At 68.1% G+C, this 14,610-nt stretch carries 12 protein-coding genes; 3 read left to right on the top strand and 9 right to left on the bottom strand.

Annotated features, from left to right (window positions below):
- Nucleotides 1-135: 135 nt before the first annotated feature.
- Nucleotides 136-1,848: a hypothetical protein gene (locus VEC57_10080; GenBank protein HYB99463.1), complete on the top strand. Its 1,713-nt coding sequence runs from the start codon at nt 136-138 to the stop codon at nt 1,846-1,848.
- Between the two features lie 60 nt (nt 1,849-1,908).
- Here VEC57_10080 and VEC57_10075 read toward each other — a convergent pair whose 3' ends face one another.
- The gene (locus tag VEC57_10075; GenBank protein HYB99462.1) at nt 1,909-3,126 is read right to left on the bottom strand and encodes an NADH:flavin oxidoreductase; all 1,218 of its coding nucleotides are present in this window, start codon (nt 3,124-3,126) and stop codon (nt 1,909-1,911) included.
- Nucleotides 3,105-4,136 (bottom strand): GNAT family N-acetyltransferase, encoded by a 1,032-nt coding sequence (locus VEC57_10070; protein HYB99461.1) that lies wholly within the window; start codon nt 4,134-4,136, stop codon nt 3,105-3,107. Before VEC57_10070 ends, VEC57_10075 begins: the two co-directional genes overlap by 22 nt.
- A gap of 130 nt (nt 4,137-4,266) precedes the next feature.
- Here VEC57_10070 and VEC57_10065 point away from each other — a divergent pair, with 130 nt between their 5' ends.
- Together VEC57_10065 and VEC57_10060 are read left to right on the top strand one after the other, a co-directional pair.
- Entirely contained in the window at nt 4,267-5,568 is a 1,302-nt protein-coding gene (locus VEC57_10065) for a M18 family aminopeptidase (GenBank protein ID HYB99460.1), read from the top strand.
- Between the two features lie 68 nt (nt 5,569-5,636).
- Nucleotides 5,637-6,533, top strand: a complete 897-nt coding sequence (locus VEC57_10060; protein ID HYB99459.1) for an alpha/beta hydrolase — start codon at nt 5,637-5,639, stop codon at nt 6,531-6,533.
- A 101-nt stretch (nt 6,534-6,634) separates the two neighbouring features.
- Here the strand turns inward: VEC57_10060 and VEC57_10055 are convergent, their stop codons facing one another.
- The 7 genes from VEC57_10055 to VEC57_10025 all read right to left on the bottom strand — a co-directional run bounded on the left by VEC57_10055 (nt 6,635) and on the right by VEC57_10025 (nt 14,496).
- Nucleotides 6,635-7,555 carry a hypothetical protein gene (locus VEC57_10055; protein ID HYB99458.1) on the bottom strand — a complete coding sequence of 307 codons (921 nt, stop codon included), beginning with the start codon at nt 7,553-7,555 and terminating at the stop codon, nt 6,635-6,637.
- Nucleotides 7,556-7,703: 148 nt separating this feature from the next.
- Nucleotides 7,704-8,648, bottom strand: a complete 945-nt coding sequence (locus tag VEC57_10050) for a hypothetical protein (GenBank protein HYB99457.1) — start codon at nt 8,646-8,648, stop codon at nt 7,704-7,706.
- Between the two features lie 274 nt (nt 8,649-8,922).
- Nucleotides 8,923-9,261, bottom strand: a complete 339-nt coding sequence (locus tag VEC57_10045; protein ID HYB99456.1) for a hypothetical protein — start codon at nt 9,259-9,261, stop codon at nt 8,923-8,925.
- Complete coding sequence (locus VEC57_10040) at nt 9,258-9,710, bottom strand: GNAT family N-acetyltransferase (protein ID HYB99455.1); 453 nt, start codon at nt 9,708-9,710, stop codon at nt 9,258-9,260. The genes VEC57_10045 and VEC57_10040 overlap by 4 nt, the downstream gene beginning before the upstream one ends.
- Nucleotides 9,707-10,180 (bottom strand): large-conductance mechanosensitive channel protein MscL, encoded by a 474-nt coding sequence (gene mscL, locus VEC57_10035; protein HYB99454.1) that lies wholly within the window; start codon nt 10,178-10,180, stop codon nt 9,707-9,709. Before mscL ends, VEC57_10040 begins: the two co-directional genes overlap by 4 nt.
- Nucleotides 10,181-10,192: 12 nt before the next feature.
- Nucleotides 10,193-11,269 carry a cation diffusion facilitator family transporter gene (locus VEC57_10030; protein ID HYB99453.1) on the bottom strand — a complete coding sequence of 359 codons (1,077 nt, stop codon included), beginning with the start codon at nt 11,267-11,269 and terminating at the stop codon, nt 10,193-10,195.
- Nucleotides 11,266-14,496 carry a vWA domain-containing protein gene (locus VEC57_10025; GenBank protein HYB99452.1) on the bottom strand — a complete coding sequence of 1,077 codons (3,231 nt, stop codon included), beginning with the start codon at nt 14,494-14,496 and terminating at the stop codon, nt 11,266-11,268. The genes VEC57_10030 and VEC57_10025 overlap by 4 nt, the downstream gene beginning before the upstream one ends.
- Nucleotides 14,497-14,610 lie beyond the last annotated feature (114 nt).

The following is a 14,610-nucleotide window of genomic DNA, read 5'->3' as shown; positions in this document are numbered from 1 at the left end:
GGTCGCAGACGGGCTGCGACCGATCATTTCTTAACCGTGCCCCGCAATTGCTCAAGGCCCCGGTCGTGCGCGGCGGCGATTTTCACTTTCCTTAAAGCCGCGGAACCGGTTAAACCCGCGGCCATGCGCCTAAACGTGGGGACGTTCCTGGGGGGAGCGGCGCTGTTCGCTCTCGCATCCATCACTTCGGCCGGCGACGCGGTGGCCGACGACTGCGCCAAGGCCTGCGCCCGACAGCAGCGCGCCTGCATCAAGGTCGCCAAGAACGACTATCTGGTCGCCCGCGATCTGTGCGGCGAGGACAGCGGGTGCGTCCGCACGGCCTCGCTGACGCGCCGCAACGAGGCGGATGCGTGCAAGGCGGCCCGCTTCGCCGACTGCATGCCCTGCTGCACCGAGGGCGGCGGCGTCAGCGGCATCAACTTCTGCGCGACCGCTCAGGGACAGACCCTGCCGACCGCTCCCCAGGAGGCCGGTGATCCGGACGTGGGCCGGCAGAACCTGCTGGCCGGCGACATCATGACGTGCGGCGTGCCGTTCAAGCTCTGGGACATCGACCTGCTGCAGCCGTTCATCGCCGCCGGGTTTGCGGGCGACGTCAACGACCCTCCGGTGCCGGGACGCACCGGCAACAACGAGGATCTGCCCTACTTCCTGACCGCCTTCACCACTCCCGAAGGCGTCGAGGTCGTCAACGCCAACTGCCTGCTCTGCCACGGCGCCGAGTTCGACGGCGAGCTCGTCATCGGCCTGGGCAATTCCACGCGCGACTTCACCGAGGGCGCCGGCGGCGGCGGCGGCACCAGCGTCCCCACCGACGATGCAACGCTCGATATGTTCGGGCTGAACGAGGGCGAGAAGGAGCAGGTCCGGCGGCTGTTCGCGCGCGGCTCCATCGTCGGGCCGCAGACCATCGTCCGCACGGTCGGCATGAATCCGGCCGAGATGCTGGCCGTGATCCTGATGGCGCACCACGACCGCGACACGCTGGCCTGGAGCGAAACGCCGCTGTTCGACATCGTCGTGCGCGACCACGAGGGAAATCCCATCGCCGATCCGAAGGTGACCTCGGATCCGCCGCCGTGGTGGCGCGTGCACAAGAAGAGCGCGCTGTTCTACAACGGCATGGCGCGCGGCGATCATCGGGGGACGATGTCGGCGGCAACCTCGGTATGCGTGGACACCGTTCCGCGTGCGCTCGAAGTGGATCAGATGTTCAAGGACATCAACGCGTTCATCGAGTCGATCCGCGCGCCCGCCTATCCCCGCGAGATCGACGGCGCCCTGGCAGACGATGGCCGTCTCATCTTCAACCGCGACTGCGCAGGCTGCCATGGCACCTACGACGCCGACGAGGAAGAGGAAACGTATCCGAACCTGCTCATCCCGCTGGACGTGGTGAAGACCGATCCGGTCGTCGCCGAGGCGGGCGTCGTGCACACGCCCGAGCTGGTCGACTGGTACAACGCGTCCTTCTACGGACAGATCACGCCGCTGGAGCCGAACGATCCGTTCCCCGGCTACATGCCGCCGCCGCTGGACGGCATCTGGGCCACCGCTCCGTTCCTGCACAACGGCTCGGTGCCGACGATCGAGCTGGTGCTGAACAGCGGGGCGCGCCCGACGTTCTGGAAGCGCACGAGCTACGACAGCCGCGACTTCGACGAGGACGCCATCGGCGTGTTCTGGGAACGCGTGGATGTTCCGCAGGCCGCGCTTCCGGAGAACGAGGCCAAGTTCGTCTACGACACGACGTACTGGAGCCAGTCCAACAAGGGCCACCCCTTCGGCGATCACCTCAGCGCCAAGGAGCGCAAGGCGGTGCTCGAGTACCTCAAGACGCTCTAGCGGGCGGGATCGGCCCTGGCCTCGATGGATGCCGCCGGCAGCAGAGTCGATCCGCGTTCGTCACAGCACGCAGCGCACGCCGCCGCGGTCGCTCTCGGCCACGCACTTGTTGCACGCTACGCAGCGTGAGCGCTCGGCGGTGCCGGCCTCGATGCGGGCGATGAGATCGGGATCGGCGATCAGCGCGCGGCCCATGGCCACGAAGTCGAAGCCGTCGGCCATCGCCTTCTCCAGATTGGCCGCCGACACGATGCCGCCGAGCAGGACCAGCGGCACGTTCACGGCCGCGCGCACCCGGCGCGCCATGTCCAGGAAGTACATCTCCTCGAACGGATACTCACGCACGACCTTCCTGCCGAACAGCCTCAGCGCCAGGCGCTGCATGCGGCTCTTCTCGGCCTGAATCATCTCGGCCAGCGGCGCTTTTCCGCGAAACAGGTAGAACGGCGTCCGGCTGGTGAAGCCGCCCGTCAGCTCGATCGCATCGATGCCGCCTTGCGCCAGCGCCGCGCAGATCTCGACGGCCTCGTCGATCTCGAGGCCGCCGCGAAAGCCGTCGCGCAGATTCGTCTTCGCGATCACTGCGCAGCGATCGCCGACGCGCTCTCGCACGCGCTCGAGGACGAGCAGCGGAAAGCGCAGCCGGCCCGCCAGGCTGCCGCCGTACTCGTCGCGGCGATGGTTGGTGGCGGGGCTGAGGAACTGGCTGAGCAGGTAGCCGTGCCCGAAATGCAGCTCCACCGCATCGAATCCGGCTCGGACGGCACGCTCGGCCGCATCGGCGAATTCGCGCGCGGTGCTGTCGATGTCCGCGCGGGTCATCGCGCGCGAGAACGGAACGCCCGAGAGCAGTCCGTACTGGTTCAGCATCGGCGAGGGGCCGAGCGACGTGCGCCTGGGCAGCTCGGTGTTGCGCGAGAAGAAGCCGCAGTGGCCGAGCTGCAGCGAGGCGGCTGCGCCATGCTCGTGCACGGCCTCGACCAGCCGCGCCAGCAACGGCACCGCCTCCTCGCGCATGTACATCTGCTCGGGGAAGGTGCGCCCGTGCGGCGAGACGGCGCAGTAGGCGACGGTGGTCATGCCGACGCCGCCGCGCGCGAGCTCGCGATGATGCTCGATCAGCGCCGGCGACGGCAGGCCGCCGGGCGTCATCCCCTCGTAGGTGGCGGTCTTGATGATTCGGTTGCGAAGCGTGCGCGGACCGAGACGCGCCGGCGAGAGCGCTCTGGCCAGCCACGGCCGGCTGCTCGCGTCGATCAATGCGGTCCCTTCGCCCACGCCACGCGCTCGTCGACCTGGCGGCGCATGGTGGCTTCGACCGGATGAAAGCCCCGGCTCTGCCAGAACGGTCCGCCGCGCGGATTGCCCGAGACGAAGTGCAGGCTGCACCACTCGATCCCACGCGAGCGCAGCGTGGCCAGCGCGTGATCGAGCAGCACCGAGCCGACGCCGCCCGAGCGTGCGTCGGCGTCCATGAACGCCTCCCACAGATAGACCATGCGATCGCACACCAGCAGCGGCGACAGGAATACGGCCGGCACGAACAGCATCGATCCGACCGGCTCGCCGTCGCGGCGAGCGATGAAGGCGATCCCCTGCCCGCTCGTCAGCGCATCCACACGCATCGCACGCACCTTCGCGTCCGGCTCGCCGTTGTAGGGCCAGAACATCGGCGCGCCGGTCTGGAACGTCATCAGGCGCCGGTGGAACGTTTCGAGCACGTCCTCGTCGTGGCCGCGCACTTCGTCGATGAACAGCCCGGGCACCGGGGCGGGCCGCGGCTCCAGAGGCGTCGTCGGGCGCACCGCGCACACCGACTTCCGGCCGAAGCCGAGATGCACCCATGAATCGAGGACGCCGCGATCCATGCAGCTGATCGAGACGTTGTGGACGAAGAAGCCGTCGTCGATCCAGCGCTGCCCGAGGAATCCGTATAGCGCTTCGTAGACGGGCGCGGGGTCCACGCCGTCGGCGACGCCGTGGCAGTGCAGCGGCACTGAGATCGAGCGCGGCTCGGCGTAGATGGCGGCAAAGTCCTCGGGAGCGAAGAGCAGCTTCTCTCCGATGAGGAAGCCGCAGACGCGGCCGTCGATCTCGGCCACCGCGCCGGTGACCCTGTGCGAGCTCATGGCTGCTTCCACGAACGGACGGCACGAGGAAGCGTCGCAGAAGGTGGGGCCGAGCATCACCGGCGCGCCGGTCTGCGCGCGGCGATGCGCGGCAGCCAGGACCGTCGAAGCCGCAGGATGATCGTGCGGCTGCAGCTCTCGTACGTGGACTCGCGTCACCTTGCTTCCTTCGCCACGGCCTGATGCCGGCTCGACCCATTGCGCCGCCTTCCTTGCGCCGGCCGCTTGCGAGGCATAGCGGGACCGCGCGACCCTCGCCACCTGCCAGCCTCCCCGCTATGCTCCGGCGATGGCCGAGATCGTCCGCGACCTCCTCTCCTTCCTCGACGCTTCGCCCACGCCATACCACGCGGTCGCCGAAACGCTGCGCAGGCTCGAGAACGCTGGGTACCGGCGCGTACGCGAGCAGGACGCCTGGGACGTGGAAGCGGGCGATCGCTGCTACGTCACGCGCGGCGGCAGCATCATCGCTTTCGAGATCGGCCATGCCGAGCTGTGCGATGCGGGCTTTCGCATCATCGGCTCGCACACCGACTCGCCCAACCTGCGGCTGAAGCCGCGCCCGGACGTGCGCTCGCACGGCTACCGCCAGCTGGCCGTGGAGCCCTATGGCGGGGTGCTGCTGCACACGTGGCTGGATCGCGATCTGGGCCTGGCCGGACGCGTAAGCCTGGCCGCGGGCGACGAGCCGCGCTCGGTGCTCGTGGACATGCGCCGGCCCATCGCGCGCGTGCCGAGCCTTGCCATCCATCTTTCGCGCGAGTTGCACAGCGACGGGCTCAAGCTCAATGCGCAGACCCATCTTCCCCCGGTGCTGGGCCTGGAGACCTGCACCGAGCTGGGAGCGCTGCTGGCGGAGGAGCTGGAGGCGCAGGGCGAGGAAGCGGTCGATGCGGAGGACGTGCTCGGCTTCGATCTCATGTTCTACGACCTCCAGCCGGCGGCGATTGCCGGCGTCGGCGGCGACTTCATCCACTCCGCACGGCTGGACAACCTCGAATCGTGCCACGCCGGCCTCTCCGCCCTTCTGTCGGCAGCCGAGAGCGGCGAGTCACCGTTCACGCGCGTGCTCGTGCTCTACGATCACGAGGAAGTAGGCAGCCGCAGCGCGCACGGAGCCGCCGGCCCCTTTCTCCTCGACGTCCTCGATCGCATCACCATTCTGACGAGCGAGGGCGACCCCGAAGCGCGAAGCCGCGCACTGGCCAAGTCCTGGATGATCTCGGCCGACATGGCGCACGCCGTGCATCCCAACTACGCCGACCGCCACGAGAGCGGGCACCGGCCGATGATCGGCGGCGGACCGGTCATCAAGATCAATGCGAGCCAGTCGTACGCTACCGAGGCCGACACGGCGGCACTGTTCGCGTCGCTGTGCCGCCGCTGCGACGTGCCGTACCAGCACTTCGTTGCGCGCAGCGATCTCGGCTGCGGCTCCACCATCGGTCCGATCACCGCCGCGCGCATCGGCATCCGCACCGTCGACGTCGGCTCGCCCATGCTTTCGATGCACTCGTGCCGGGAGATGGCCGGCGCCGCCGACGTCGAGCCGATGATCCGTGTGCTGAACGCCTACTTCCTGCCCGAATAGCGGCGCATCCGCTCCGGGCGCTTCCGGAACGTCCACCCGCAGCCGGCACGGATTGCACGAGGAAGCCGATGACGATCGCGCCCCAATGGTTTACCGAGGCTCTGGCCGACGCCCCTGCCGAAAGCACCGTGCAGGTGGAGGGCTGCCGCATCCACTACTTGTCGTGGGGAGGCCAGGCGAAGCCGGGCCTGCTGCTCATCCACGGCGGCGCCGCGCACGCGCACTGGTGGAGCTTCCTGGCGCCGCTGCTCGCGCGCGACTACCACGTCGTCGCGCTCGATCTCAGCGGCCACGGCGACAGCGGCCGCCGCGAGCTTTATCCGCGCGAAATATGGGCGGTGGAGGCGATGGCGGTGTGCAAGCACGCCGGCCTGGACCGGCACGGGCCGCCCATCATCATCGGGCACAGCCTGGGCGGATTCGTGACGATGGTGGCCGCCTCGCTGTACGGCGACCGCATGGCCGGCGCGATGATCGTCGATTCGCCGGTGACCAAGCCCGATCCGGAGAGCCAGGAGGGCCGGCAAGGCCGCGCCTTCCGCAATCCCAAGGTCTATCCGTCACTGGAGGAGGCGGTCACGCACTTTCACCTCATCCCGGCGCAGCCCTGCGACAACGCCTACATCGTCGAGCACGTCGCCCGCAATTCGCTCAAGAAGGTGGAGGCGGGCTGGACCTGGAAATTCGATCCCGTCGTGTTCGAGCGCGTCTCGCTCAAGCCGATGAGCGACTATCTCGCCGACACGCGCTGCCGCATCGCCATCCTGCGCGGCGAGCTCAGCAACCTCGTTCCGCCCGAGACCGGCCAGTACATGTACGAGCTGCTCGACCGCAACGCGCCGATCATCGAGATCCCGCAGGCGCATCATCACCTGATCCTGGATCAGCCTCTGGCGTTCATCGCCGCGGCGCGGGCGCTGCTGGCGGACTGGGAGCACTCGCTGCCGCGCAAGAAGAAGAGCTGAGGCTGCGCGGTGGCGCCCAGCCGCCGCAAAAAAGAAAGCCTGGAGCACCGCGAGGCGCTCCAGGCTTTTCACTGCCGCAGGCCGGCAGTGCGGAATCGCGATCAGCCGCCGATGCCGGTGAAGGCCAGGCTGACGCCCACGCCCCAGTCCGACGCCTCGTTGTCGAGGCCGACCAGGCCGGTCGGACGGATGAGGAACTCACCGCCGCCAAGCGGCACGCGGATATCGACGCCGGGCAGGACCGCGACGGGATCGTCGAGGTTGTTCGGGTGATTGTCGTCGGTCAGGTGGTAGCCCTGCACCTCGGCGCGCACGACGATCATCTCGCCGATCGGCGCCAGGATGGCCGCGTTGTAGTCGATGGCATCCAGGTCGTTGTTGTCCGTGAACATCATGTAGCCGATCGACGTGCGGATCTGCACCGGTCCCGCGGCGAAGCCGGCGGTGACGAACGGATCGAATCCCCACTCGTCGTCCGACTGTCCGAAGCCATGGACCGGCAGACGATGCGTCCCGTCGAACGGCGATCCGCCGATCGGAGCAGAGACGGCGATGCCGCCGCCGAGCGACATGAAGTCGGTGCGCAGCGGAATGACCTTTGCCCAGAACTCCAGGTCACTGAAGTCGTCGACGTCGTTGTCGCCGGGCAGATTGTCGAAGTGGTAGTACTGGTAGCTGATCTCCGCGCCCGCCTCGAACATTTCCTGGCCGTAGGCGATGCGAAGCTCGGTGTCGAAGAACTCATCGTCGCCGGAACCGACGATGTCGTCTTCCTGCCCGTACAGGGTGCCGACCTCGATCCACAGGCCACGCGAGGTCTCGGCGTCGGTGGCGAAGCCTTCCCAGCGACGCACGACCTGCACCTCTTCTTCCTCTTCGACGACCTCGCGTGCGGCCGGCGCCGGCGGCGGCAGCGGCCGTTCCTCGGGTTCGTCGCCAGGGCCATAGGCGCCGGCGAAGGCGATGGACGCAGCGCTGCAGAGCGCTCCGGCCATCGTGATGGAAAGCAGTCCCCTCTTCATAGAATCCTCCTTCTGGTTCATTGGGTGGTTTTGGTGGAATGGCCGATGCGAGGGAGCCACTCGCTGCGACCTGCTTGCACAAGTGGAGCGGGGACCGCACGCGCGCTCCCCGCTCCTTCGCTGCTGCGAGTCAGCGACCGTTGGAGGCTCAGCCTCCGAGCCCCGTGAATGCGAAGCTGATGCCGAGGCCCCAGTCGCGGCTGTCGGCAGTCAGGCCAACGGTACCGGTGGGACGGATGAGCAGCTCCGATCCTCCCACGGGAAACCGGATGTCGAAGCCCGGCACCCAATCCAGCACGTCGTCGTGGTTTGCATAGATGGTGCCGCGAAGATCATCGGAGAAATGGAAGCCGTCGAACTCGTTGCGGAACACGATCATGTCGCCGATCGGCAGCAGCAACGCGAAGTTGTAGTCGAGCCCGTCGTAGTCGTTGAAGCTCGTATAGATCTGGTAGCCGACCGACATGCGGATATCGAGCGGACCGGCCGAGATGCCTGCCGTAACGAAGGGGTCGAAGCCCCATTCATCGGTGGTGAAGGAGCCGCGATAGGTCTGGAAGCCGCGGAAATCGGCCTCACCGGTCGGCATGCTCACGATCATGCCGGCGCCGGCGTTGACGTACTCGGTGCGCAGCGGAATCACCTTGCCCCACACCTCGAGATCGCCGAAACCGTTGTCGTCGAACTCGACGTCGCCCAGCGCGGTGTCGAACTCCTGCCGGAACCAGTCGTACGAGACTTCTGCGCCCGCTTCCCACAGCTCCTGGCCGTAGGCCACGCGAAGGAAGGAGCTGATCTGATCGTGTTCGCCCTCGCCGGGCTTGTCCTGCAGGAATTCTTCGTGCGCGTGAATCAGACCGGCCTCGATCCAGAGGCCGCGTGAGGTTTCGCCGTCGGTCGAGAATGCCGCCCAGCGGCGCAGCACGTCGACCTTCACTTCCTCTTGCACTTCGGCGGCCGCGGCCGGCGGTGGTGCGGGCGCAGCGGCCGGCGTCTCCGTCGTCTCTTCTTCACCGTATGCGCCGGCGAATGCCACGGATGCGATGCTGCACAATGCAGCGGCCATGGTGCATGAAAGTAGTCCCCTCTTCATGAGAACCTCCTTTGCCGTCTAGTTGCAGAATCGGTCGAGAGGGAGCTGCTCGGCTACCAGAACTGCAGCCTGCGATCCGCCACTACCACAACCACTCCACGCTGCGCAGTATACAGGCCCTCGTTCCAAGTAGGCAAAACTCGCTACCCGCCGGAATGCGGCCCTACTGTACAAAAGCGTACAGCCTGGCATCGCCGACACCATGCAACGTCCGTCGCCGGACGCCACCGCATCGGTCATGCAGTCTTATGATGCGTAGAAGCGAGCCGGACAGCTACAGGCCTCGACTGAGCACGCGAAAGCCCGCATATCCGGCCAAAAGCAGCGTGCAGCCAAGCACATACGCCTTCCAGAAGGACAGCTCCAGGCGCTCGGCGACCACGAAAGGTGCGAAGAAAAGGAGGCTGAACGGAAGCGCGAGGAGGATGTGCCGTGCCAGCTCGACCGCGACGCCCGTGCCCCGATGCTCCAGCTCCGCCATCGGAAGGACGATCATCGTGGTCAGCGGCATGGCCACCAGAAAGCCTGCCAGAGCCGAGCTGCGTCCGGCCAGAGAGGAAGCCGTGGCGACGATGACTGCGGTCACCAGGAGCTTGAGGAGGTACAGCCTCATGTCAGGCTCTTGCTCATCAGCCACCGATCGTGGTCCTCGAAGCCGACGCGGCGATAGAAGGCGGCGGTGCGAGGCTTGGCCTTCTCCACTTCCAGATGCAGCACGCGCACACCGCTCTCCCGTGCGCCTTGTTCGGCCACGGCCAGGCCGCGCTCGCCATGCCCGCCGCCTCGCAGCGCGGGCACCACGTAGATCTCGTCGATGAAGGCGTCGCGCCCGCGATACTCCAGGCTGTAGCCGAAGGTCAGGAACAGGTAGCCGCACACCTTGCCGCCGTCGAGCAGCACCCACGCACGACCGAGCTCGCTGCCGCGCAGGAACCGGTCGAGAGCCGGTGCCGCCTCCTCCAGCACGAAGGGATAGCCGTCCTCGCCGTAGTAGTCGCGCATCAGCGGGAGGATCTGCGCGGCGTGCGATGGCTGCGCGTTCTGCCAGACAGGGTCGCTCACGCCGCCACCTCCGATGTACAGTGCGGACAGCGCCGCGCCTTGAGGGGAATCGCGCTGACGCAGTACGGGCACTCCCTGGTGGTGGGCTCGGGCGAGACGGGATCCGTGCGCCGCAGACGGTTCATGCCCTTGATGACGAGGAACAGCGCGAAGGCGACGATCGTGAAATCGACGACCTGGTTCAGAAACAGGCCGTAGTTGATCGTGACTGCGCCCGCGGCCTTTGCCTCGGCCAGGCTGCGGTAGGGCCCGGGCGTCGCCCCCTCCTTCAGTACGGCGAAGAAGTTGGACAAGTCGACACCGCCCAGCAGCAGGCCGATCGGCGGCATCATCACGTCGGCGACCATGCTGCTGACGATCTTGCCGAAGGCGGCACCGATGACGATGCCGACGGCCATGTCGGCAACGTTGCCGCGCAGCGCGAATTCCTTGAACTCGTGGACGAAGCCCTTGCTCTTGCCGGCTGCCAAGCGTCGCCTCCGTCACGGACAGATGTGATGTTCCTCGATCTCCACGTCCTCGATCTGGATGGTGACGTGCGCGATGCCGAAGCGATCGTGCAGCAGGGTACGCACTTCGGCCAGCACCTGCTGCGGCCGCGCTTCCGGATCGATGCGCACGTGCCCGCTCAGCGATTCCATCCCGCTGGTGATCGTCCACACGTGCAGGTCGTGCACATCGCGTACATGGGGCAGCGCGGCGATGGAAGAGCGCACGCGCGAGACGTCGATGTGGCGAGGCGAGCCTTCCATCAGGACGTTGAGCACCTCGAAGAGCAGGGTCAGCGCCGAGTACACGACCAGAAGGGCGATCGCGACAGAGGCTGCCGGATCGGCCCACATCCAGCCCAGGGTCCAGATCAGCAGCGCCGACGTAATCGCGCCGACGCTGCCGAGCGCGTCGGCGACGATGTGCAGCCAGGCCGCGCGCACGCTTACGCCGGCATCGGCATGGCCATGGCCGCCGAGCACGAAGAGGGAGATGACGTTGATGGTCAGGCCCCCCGCAGCCACCGCCAGGGCGATGGGCGCGTCGACGTCGGGCGGAGCACCGAAACGCCGCACGGCCTCGAGCAGGATGCCGCCGGCCACCGCCACCAGCGCCATCGCGTTGACGAGCGCTCCCAGCACCTCGGCGCGATGATAGCCGTACGTGCGTGACGGCGACGGCGCGCGCCGCGATGCCTGAAGCGCCGCCAGCGAGATCGCCAGCGCCGCCACGTCCGAGAGCATGTGCCCGGCATCGGCGAGTAGCGCCAGCGAATTGGTGAGGTAGCCGCCGACGACTTCGGCGAGCATGTACGCGGCGGCAAGCAGCAGCGCGATGAGGAGTCGCGAGGACGCTGCCGCGCGATGATGCCCGCGCCCGTGGCCCGCACGTCCGTGCGAATGGCCGTGGGTGGACGGCGCATGTCCGCGGCCCGAGCCTGCATGTGTGCCGGCGCGGTGGGCGTGCGCATGTCCGAAGGCGGAGTGCGCATGGGCATCGCCGTGTCCATGCCCGCCGGGGCCGGGAGCCTCACGCGGGTCGGACGGGCCCGAGGCGGTCGCTCTGGTCACGGGGCCAGTATGGCATCCACCTCGTCGCGAATCTCGCGCTCGACGGCCAGGGCCTCGCGCAGGTTGGCCTGATACTTCTGGCAGAAGTCGGGCAGCACCTCGCCGATCACGAGCGCCTTCTTCTCGAGCGCGATCACGCCCTCGAGCCGCGTCGCCAGCGCCCGTCGCCGTTCCTCATCGCCGGTGTCCTTGGTGCGCACGATCTGCAGGATGCGCCGCAGCGCTGACAGCGACGCCTGCAGCTGGGCCACGCTGGTGGCGCCTTCGGCCGTGCACGCCAGCTCCACCGCCTTCTCCTGCGCGCGGATGACTTCGTCGATCGAGGCCGGCGCTTCGCGCGGATCGCAGAAATCGGGCAGCCCGTCGGCGTCGGCGTCACGCGTGCCCTCGATCCAATCCAGCAGCTCGTCGTTGTCCGAGTCGCCGTCGAAGCGATTGGGAATGCGGTCGCCGTCGCTGTCGTTGTCGTCCCCGCAGCGAGTCTCGACCACGTTGCCGATGCCGTCACCGTCGCAATCGTTGGTAGGACACGCCGGCATGTGCCCGTGATCGTAGTAGAAGCTGGTCCGGACCTTGCGCTCGAACGGAACCACCCGCAGCGGGACTCGCGGCGGTCCCTCGAAGATCTTCTCGCCGATCGCCGGACGCGCGCCGTCGCCGACACGTACGGCGATCTCGACCTCGTAGAGCCCGCGCCCCGCGAACTGGTCGAAGCGCGACCACCAGGCGCCGGTGAAGGGATCGCGCGAGACGTCGAGCGAGACCTCGCTGCCGTCGGGCCGCCGCACCGAACCTCCCACCGCAACGCCGCTCTCGATGTCGGTCACGTAGACGGGAACGGCGCTGATGGTGACAGGTCGCGGCGAGGCCGCGACGCGCGGATCGGCGTCCGCGAACAGGTCGATGCGATCATTGCGCACGAACGCGGACGCCTCGGTGTCGAGCTGTCCGGCCGCCGCCGGCAGCACGCGAAGGCGCCACTTGCCCGGGCGCGGGTCGGACACGCGAACGATGTAGAAGCCGCGCCCCGCCGCCGTCGAGGCCGATCGTTCGTCGTAGCGTGCTCCGCCGGGGCCCACCAGCTCGAACAGCACGCTCCACGATCGGATGCGCGAGCTGCGCGCGCCGATGTAGACCACGAGCTCGCCCGCCTGCTCCTCGACCGGAATGACGAGCTCCTGCGCGGCCGGGATCTGCACGCCCGAAGGACGCGCTCCGCCCGGTCGGGCGATGCTGAAGCTGGTGCGGTCGAGCACGGAGGCATGGCCCTGGCGGCGCGCGGCCAGCTCCGCATACATGCCGGGCAGATCCATGGCGGCGGCGGCGGAAAAGGCGATGCCGCCGCTGGCCGCCGCAATCGACGACAGCGTCCTCATGTCGGCGCTCGCGCCGAGGCCGACGGTGAAAACGCGAATGCGGGACGGCGCGATCAGCTCGCGCTCCTGGCCGGGCTCGACGCCGACGTTGTGCACGCCGTCGGTCAGAAGCACGACGCTGCGGCTGCGCCCGAGCCGCTCCACCCGCGCGAAGCTCTGCTGCGCGCGTTCGAGCGCGGTGCCGAGCGCGGTTTCGCCATCGGCCGACAGCGTGCCGAGCGACGCCGACAGCGCCGTGGCGCGCGCGGCGGTCAGATCGGCGACCTCGGCCACGATCTCGGCATCCGTGTGCAGGCTGACGATGCCGGCCTGCGTCTCCCGGTCCTTCTCGAGCGTCAGGAAGACGTCGACCGCCATACGCGCAAAATCGAGACGCGAGCTGGCGCACACGCTCTCATCGGTCTCGCCGTCGCCGTCGTCATCGCGGTCATTGTCGCACACCTCGCGGATGCTGGGATTGGCGGTGGCGCCCATGCTCAGCGAGGTGTCGACCACCAGCACGACCTGATCCACACCCATGACGTCGTTGATGAAGACGGGCGCGCTCTCGCAGACGGCGGCCGGCTCCGGCTCGGGCAGCCCGGCAGGAACCTGGAGGAAGCGGTAGTTGGCAGCCAGTGTCTCCCAGTCCGACCGGAACGCGTGCATGAGGCTCTGCTCGCTCGTCTCCCAGCGCCCCGTGCGGATGTTCCAGCTCTTGTCGCAGAACGACGCGGTGCAGCCGGGCACGCCGTCCGCCGTCACCGTGACGCGCGGGCGCCCCGCCGTGATCATCTGCAAGCCGTCGAAGCCGATGCCGGAATCGGCGCTGGGGCTCGGCGTTCCCACGTCCACCGCCACGTCGACCTGCTCCATGTTGGGCCGCGACGGCAGGCGAAAGCTCGGCCTGGCGGGATCGACGGCGCTCAGGGAGAGGTCCTCGTTGAAGCGCAGCTTCCACGCCTTGACCAGGCGCAGACGCCCCGCGTCGCCGCCGATGTCGCCTTCATCGATGGCGATGCTGAGCTGCCAGGCCAGCGGCGCCAGATGCGTAAGGTACAGGAACAGGCGCAGCCCGGGCACTTCGCCGCCGGGCCCCACGACCTCGATCTGCTCGTCCCAGCTGGAGCTGCCGCGCGCGCTCAGGAAATCGGTCGGATCGAACGGCACCATCGGCTCGGCGCTGCGCGGCAGCAGCCCGCGCAGCACGATGCGCGACACGGCTTGGGGACGCGGGCACGTGTCACCTTCACCACGCAGCAGATCGTGGTCGGACGGAACGCTCAGCTCGCTGGCCAGCACGGCTACGCACCGGCTGCCCGCGCATTCGGCATCTCCCGAGCAGGCCTCGCCGGCCAGCGCGCCTTCGAGACAGCGCATTCCTCCGGCCAGCTGCATGAGCGAATGCCGGCGCTCATCGAGAGTCCCCGGCTCGAACCCCGGCCCGACGCCGCATGCGCTGCCGCGACGTCGCTGATCGTCGTACTGATCGCCGAGACCGAATGCATGGTGCGCGAACAGATGAGCCAGGCGGTCGGGACGCGTCGCCACGGAGCGGAAGACATCGCTGTGAGTCCCGAGACGCCGCAGCCCGCTGCCATCGGAGAAGTACGCACCGCCGCTGGCGGCGTCCTCGCCATGCAGCCAGAACCCCGCCAGCGCCTCGTCGGCCGGTGACGACGTCATCCGGATCTCCCCGATCCGAACCTGCCCGTCCGTCGCATCGCAGACGATCTGCGACATCCGCGTCAACGCCGCCTGTGTCTCCGCAATCTCCGAATAGGTTGGCGGGTAGCGATACGAAACCTGAAAGCGGGCCCGCCCCGTCTCCGCATCGATTCCGCCGGCACCGGCACCAACGTCGCCCGGCACCAAGGCCGCAGCCAACGCCCACGCAGCGCCCCACCACCGCACCCCGCCCAACCTCAAATGGAAAGGTCCTTCGTCATCGCCAGGAAGAAGCCCGACCTTAAGATGCCCAACCCC

It is taken from the genome of Candidatus Limnocylindrales bacterium (genome assembly GCA_035626395.1).
GTDB lineage: Bacteria > Desulfobacterota > Binatia > UBA1149 > CAITLU01 > DASPNH01.
The sequence above is the reverse complement of the archived record's forward strand: the minus strand, read 5'-3'. Positions and strand labels throughout refer to the sequence as shown.

Bases quoted from the DNA above. Each gene is read 5' to 3' on its own strand.
- VEC57_10045 (HYB99456.1), bottom strand. From the start codon at position 9,261: ATGAGGCTGTACCTCCTCAAGCTCCTGGTGACCGCAGTCATCGTCGCC.
- VEC57_10060 (HYB99459.1), top strand. From the start codon at position 5,637: ATGACGATCGCGCCCCAATGGTTTACCGAGGCTCTGGCCGACGCCCCT.
- VEC57_10050 (HYB99457.1), bottom strand. From the start codon at position 8,648: ATGAAGAGGGGACTACTTTCATGCACCATGGCCGCTGCATTGTGCAGC.
- VEC57_10065 (HYB99460.1), top strand. From the start codon at position 4,267: ATGGCCGAGATCGTCCGCGACCTCCTCTCCTTCCTCGACGCTTCGCCC.
- VEC57_10055 (HYB99458.1), bottom strand. From the start codon at position 7,555: ATGAAGAGGGGACTGCTTTCCATCACGATGGCCGGAGCGCTCTGCAGC.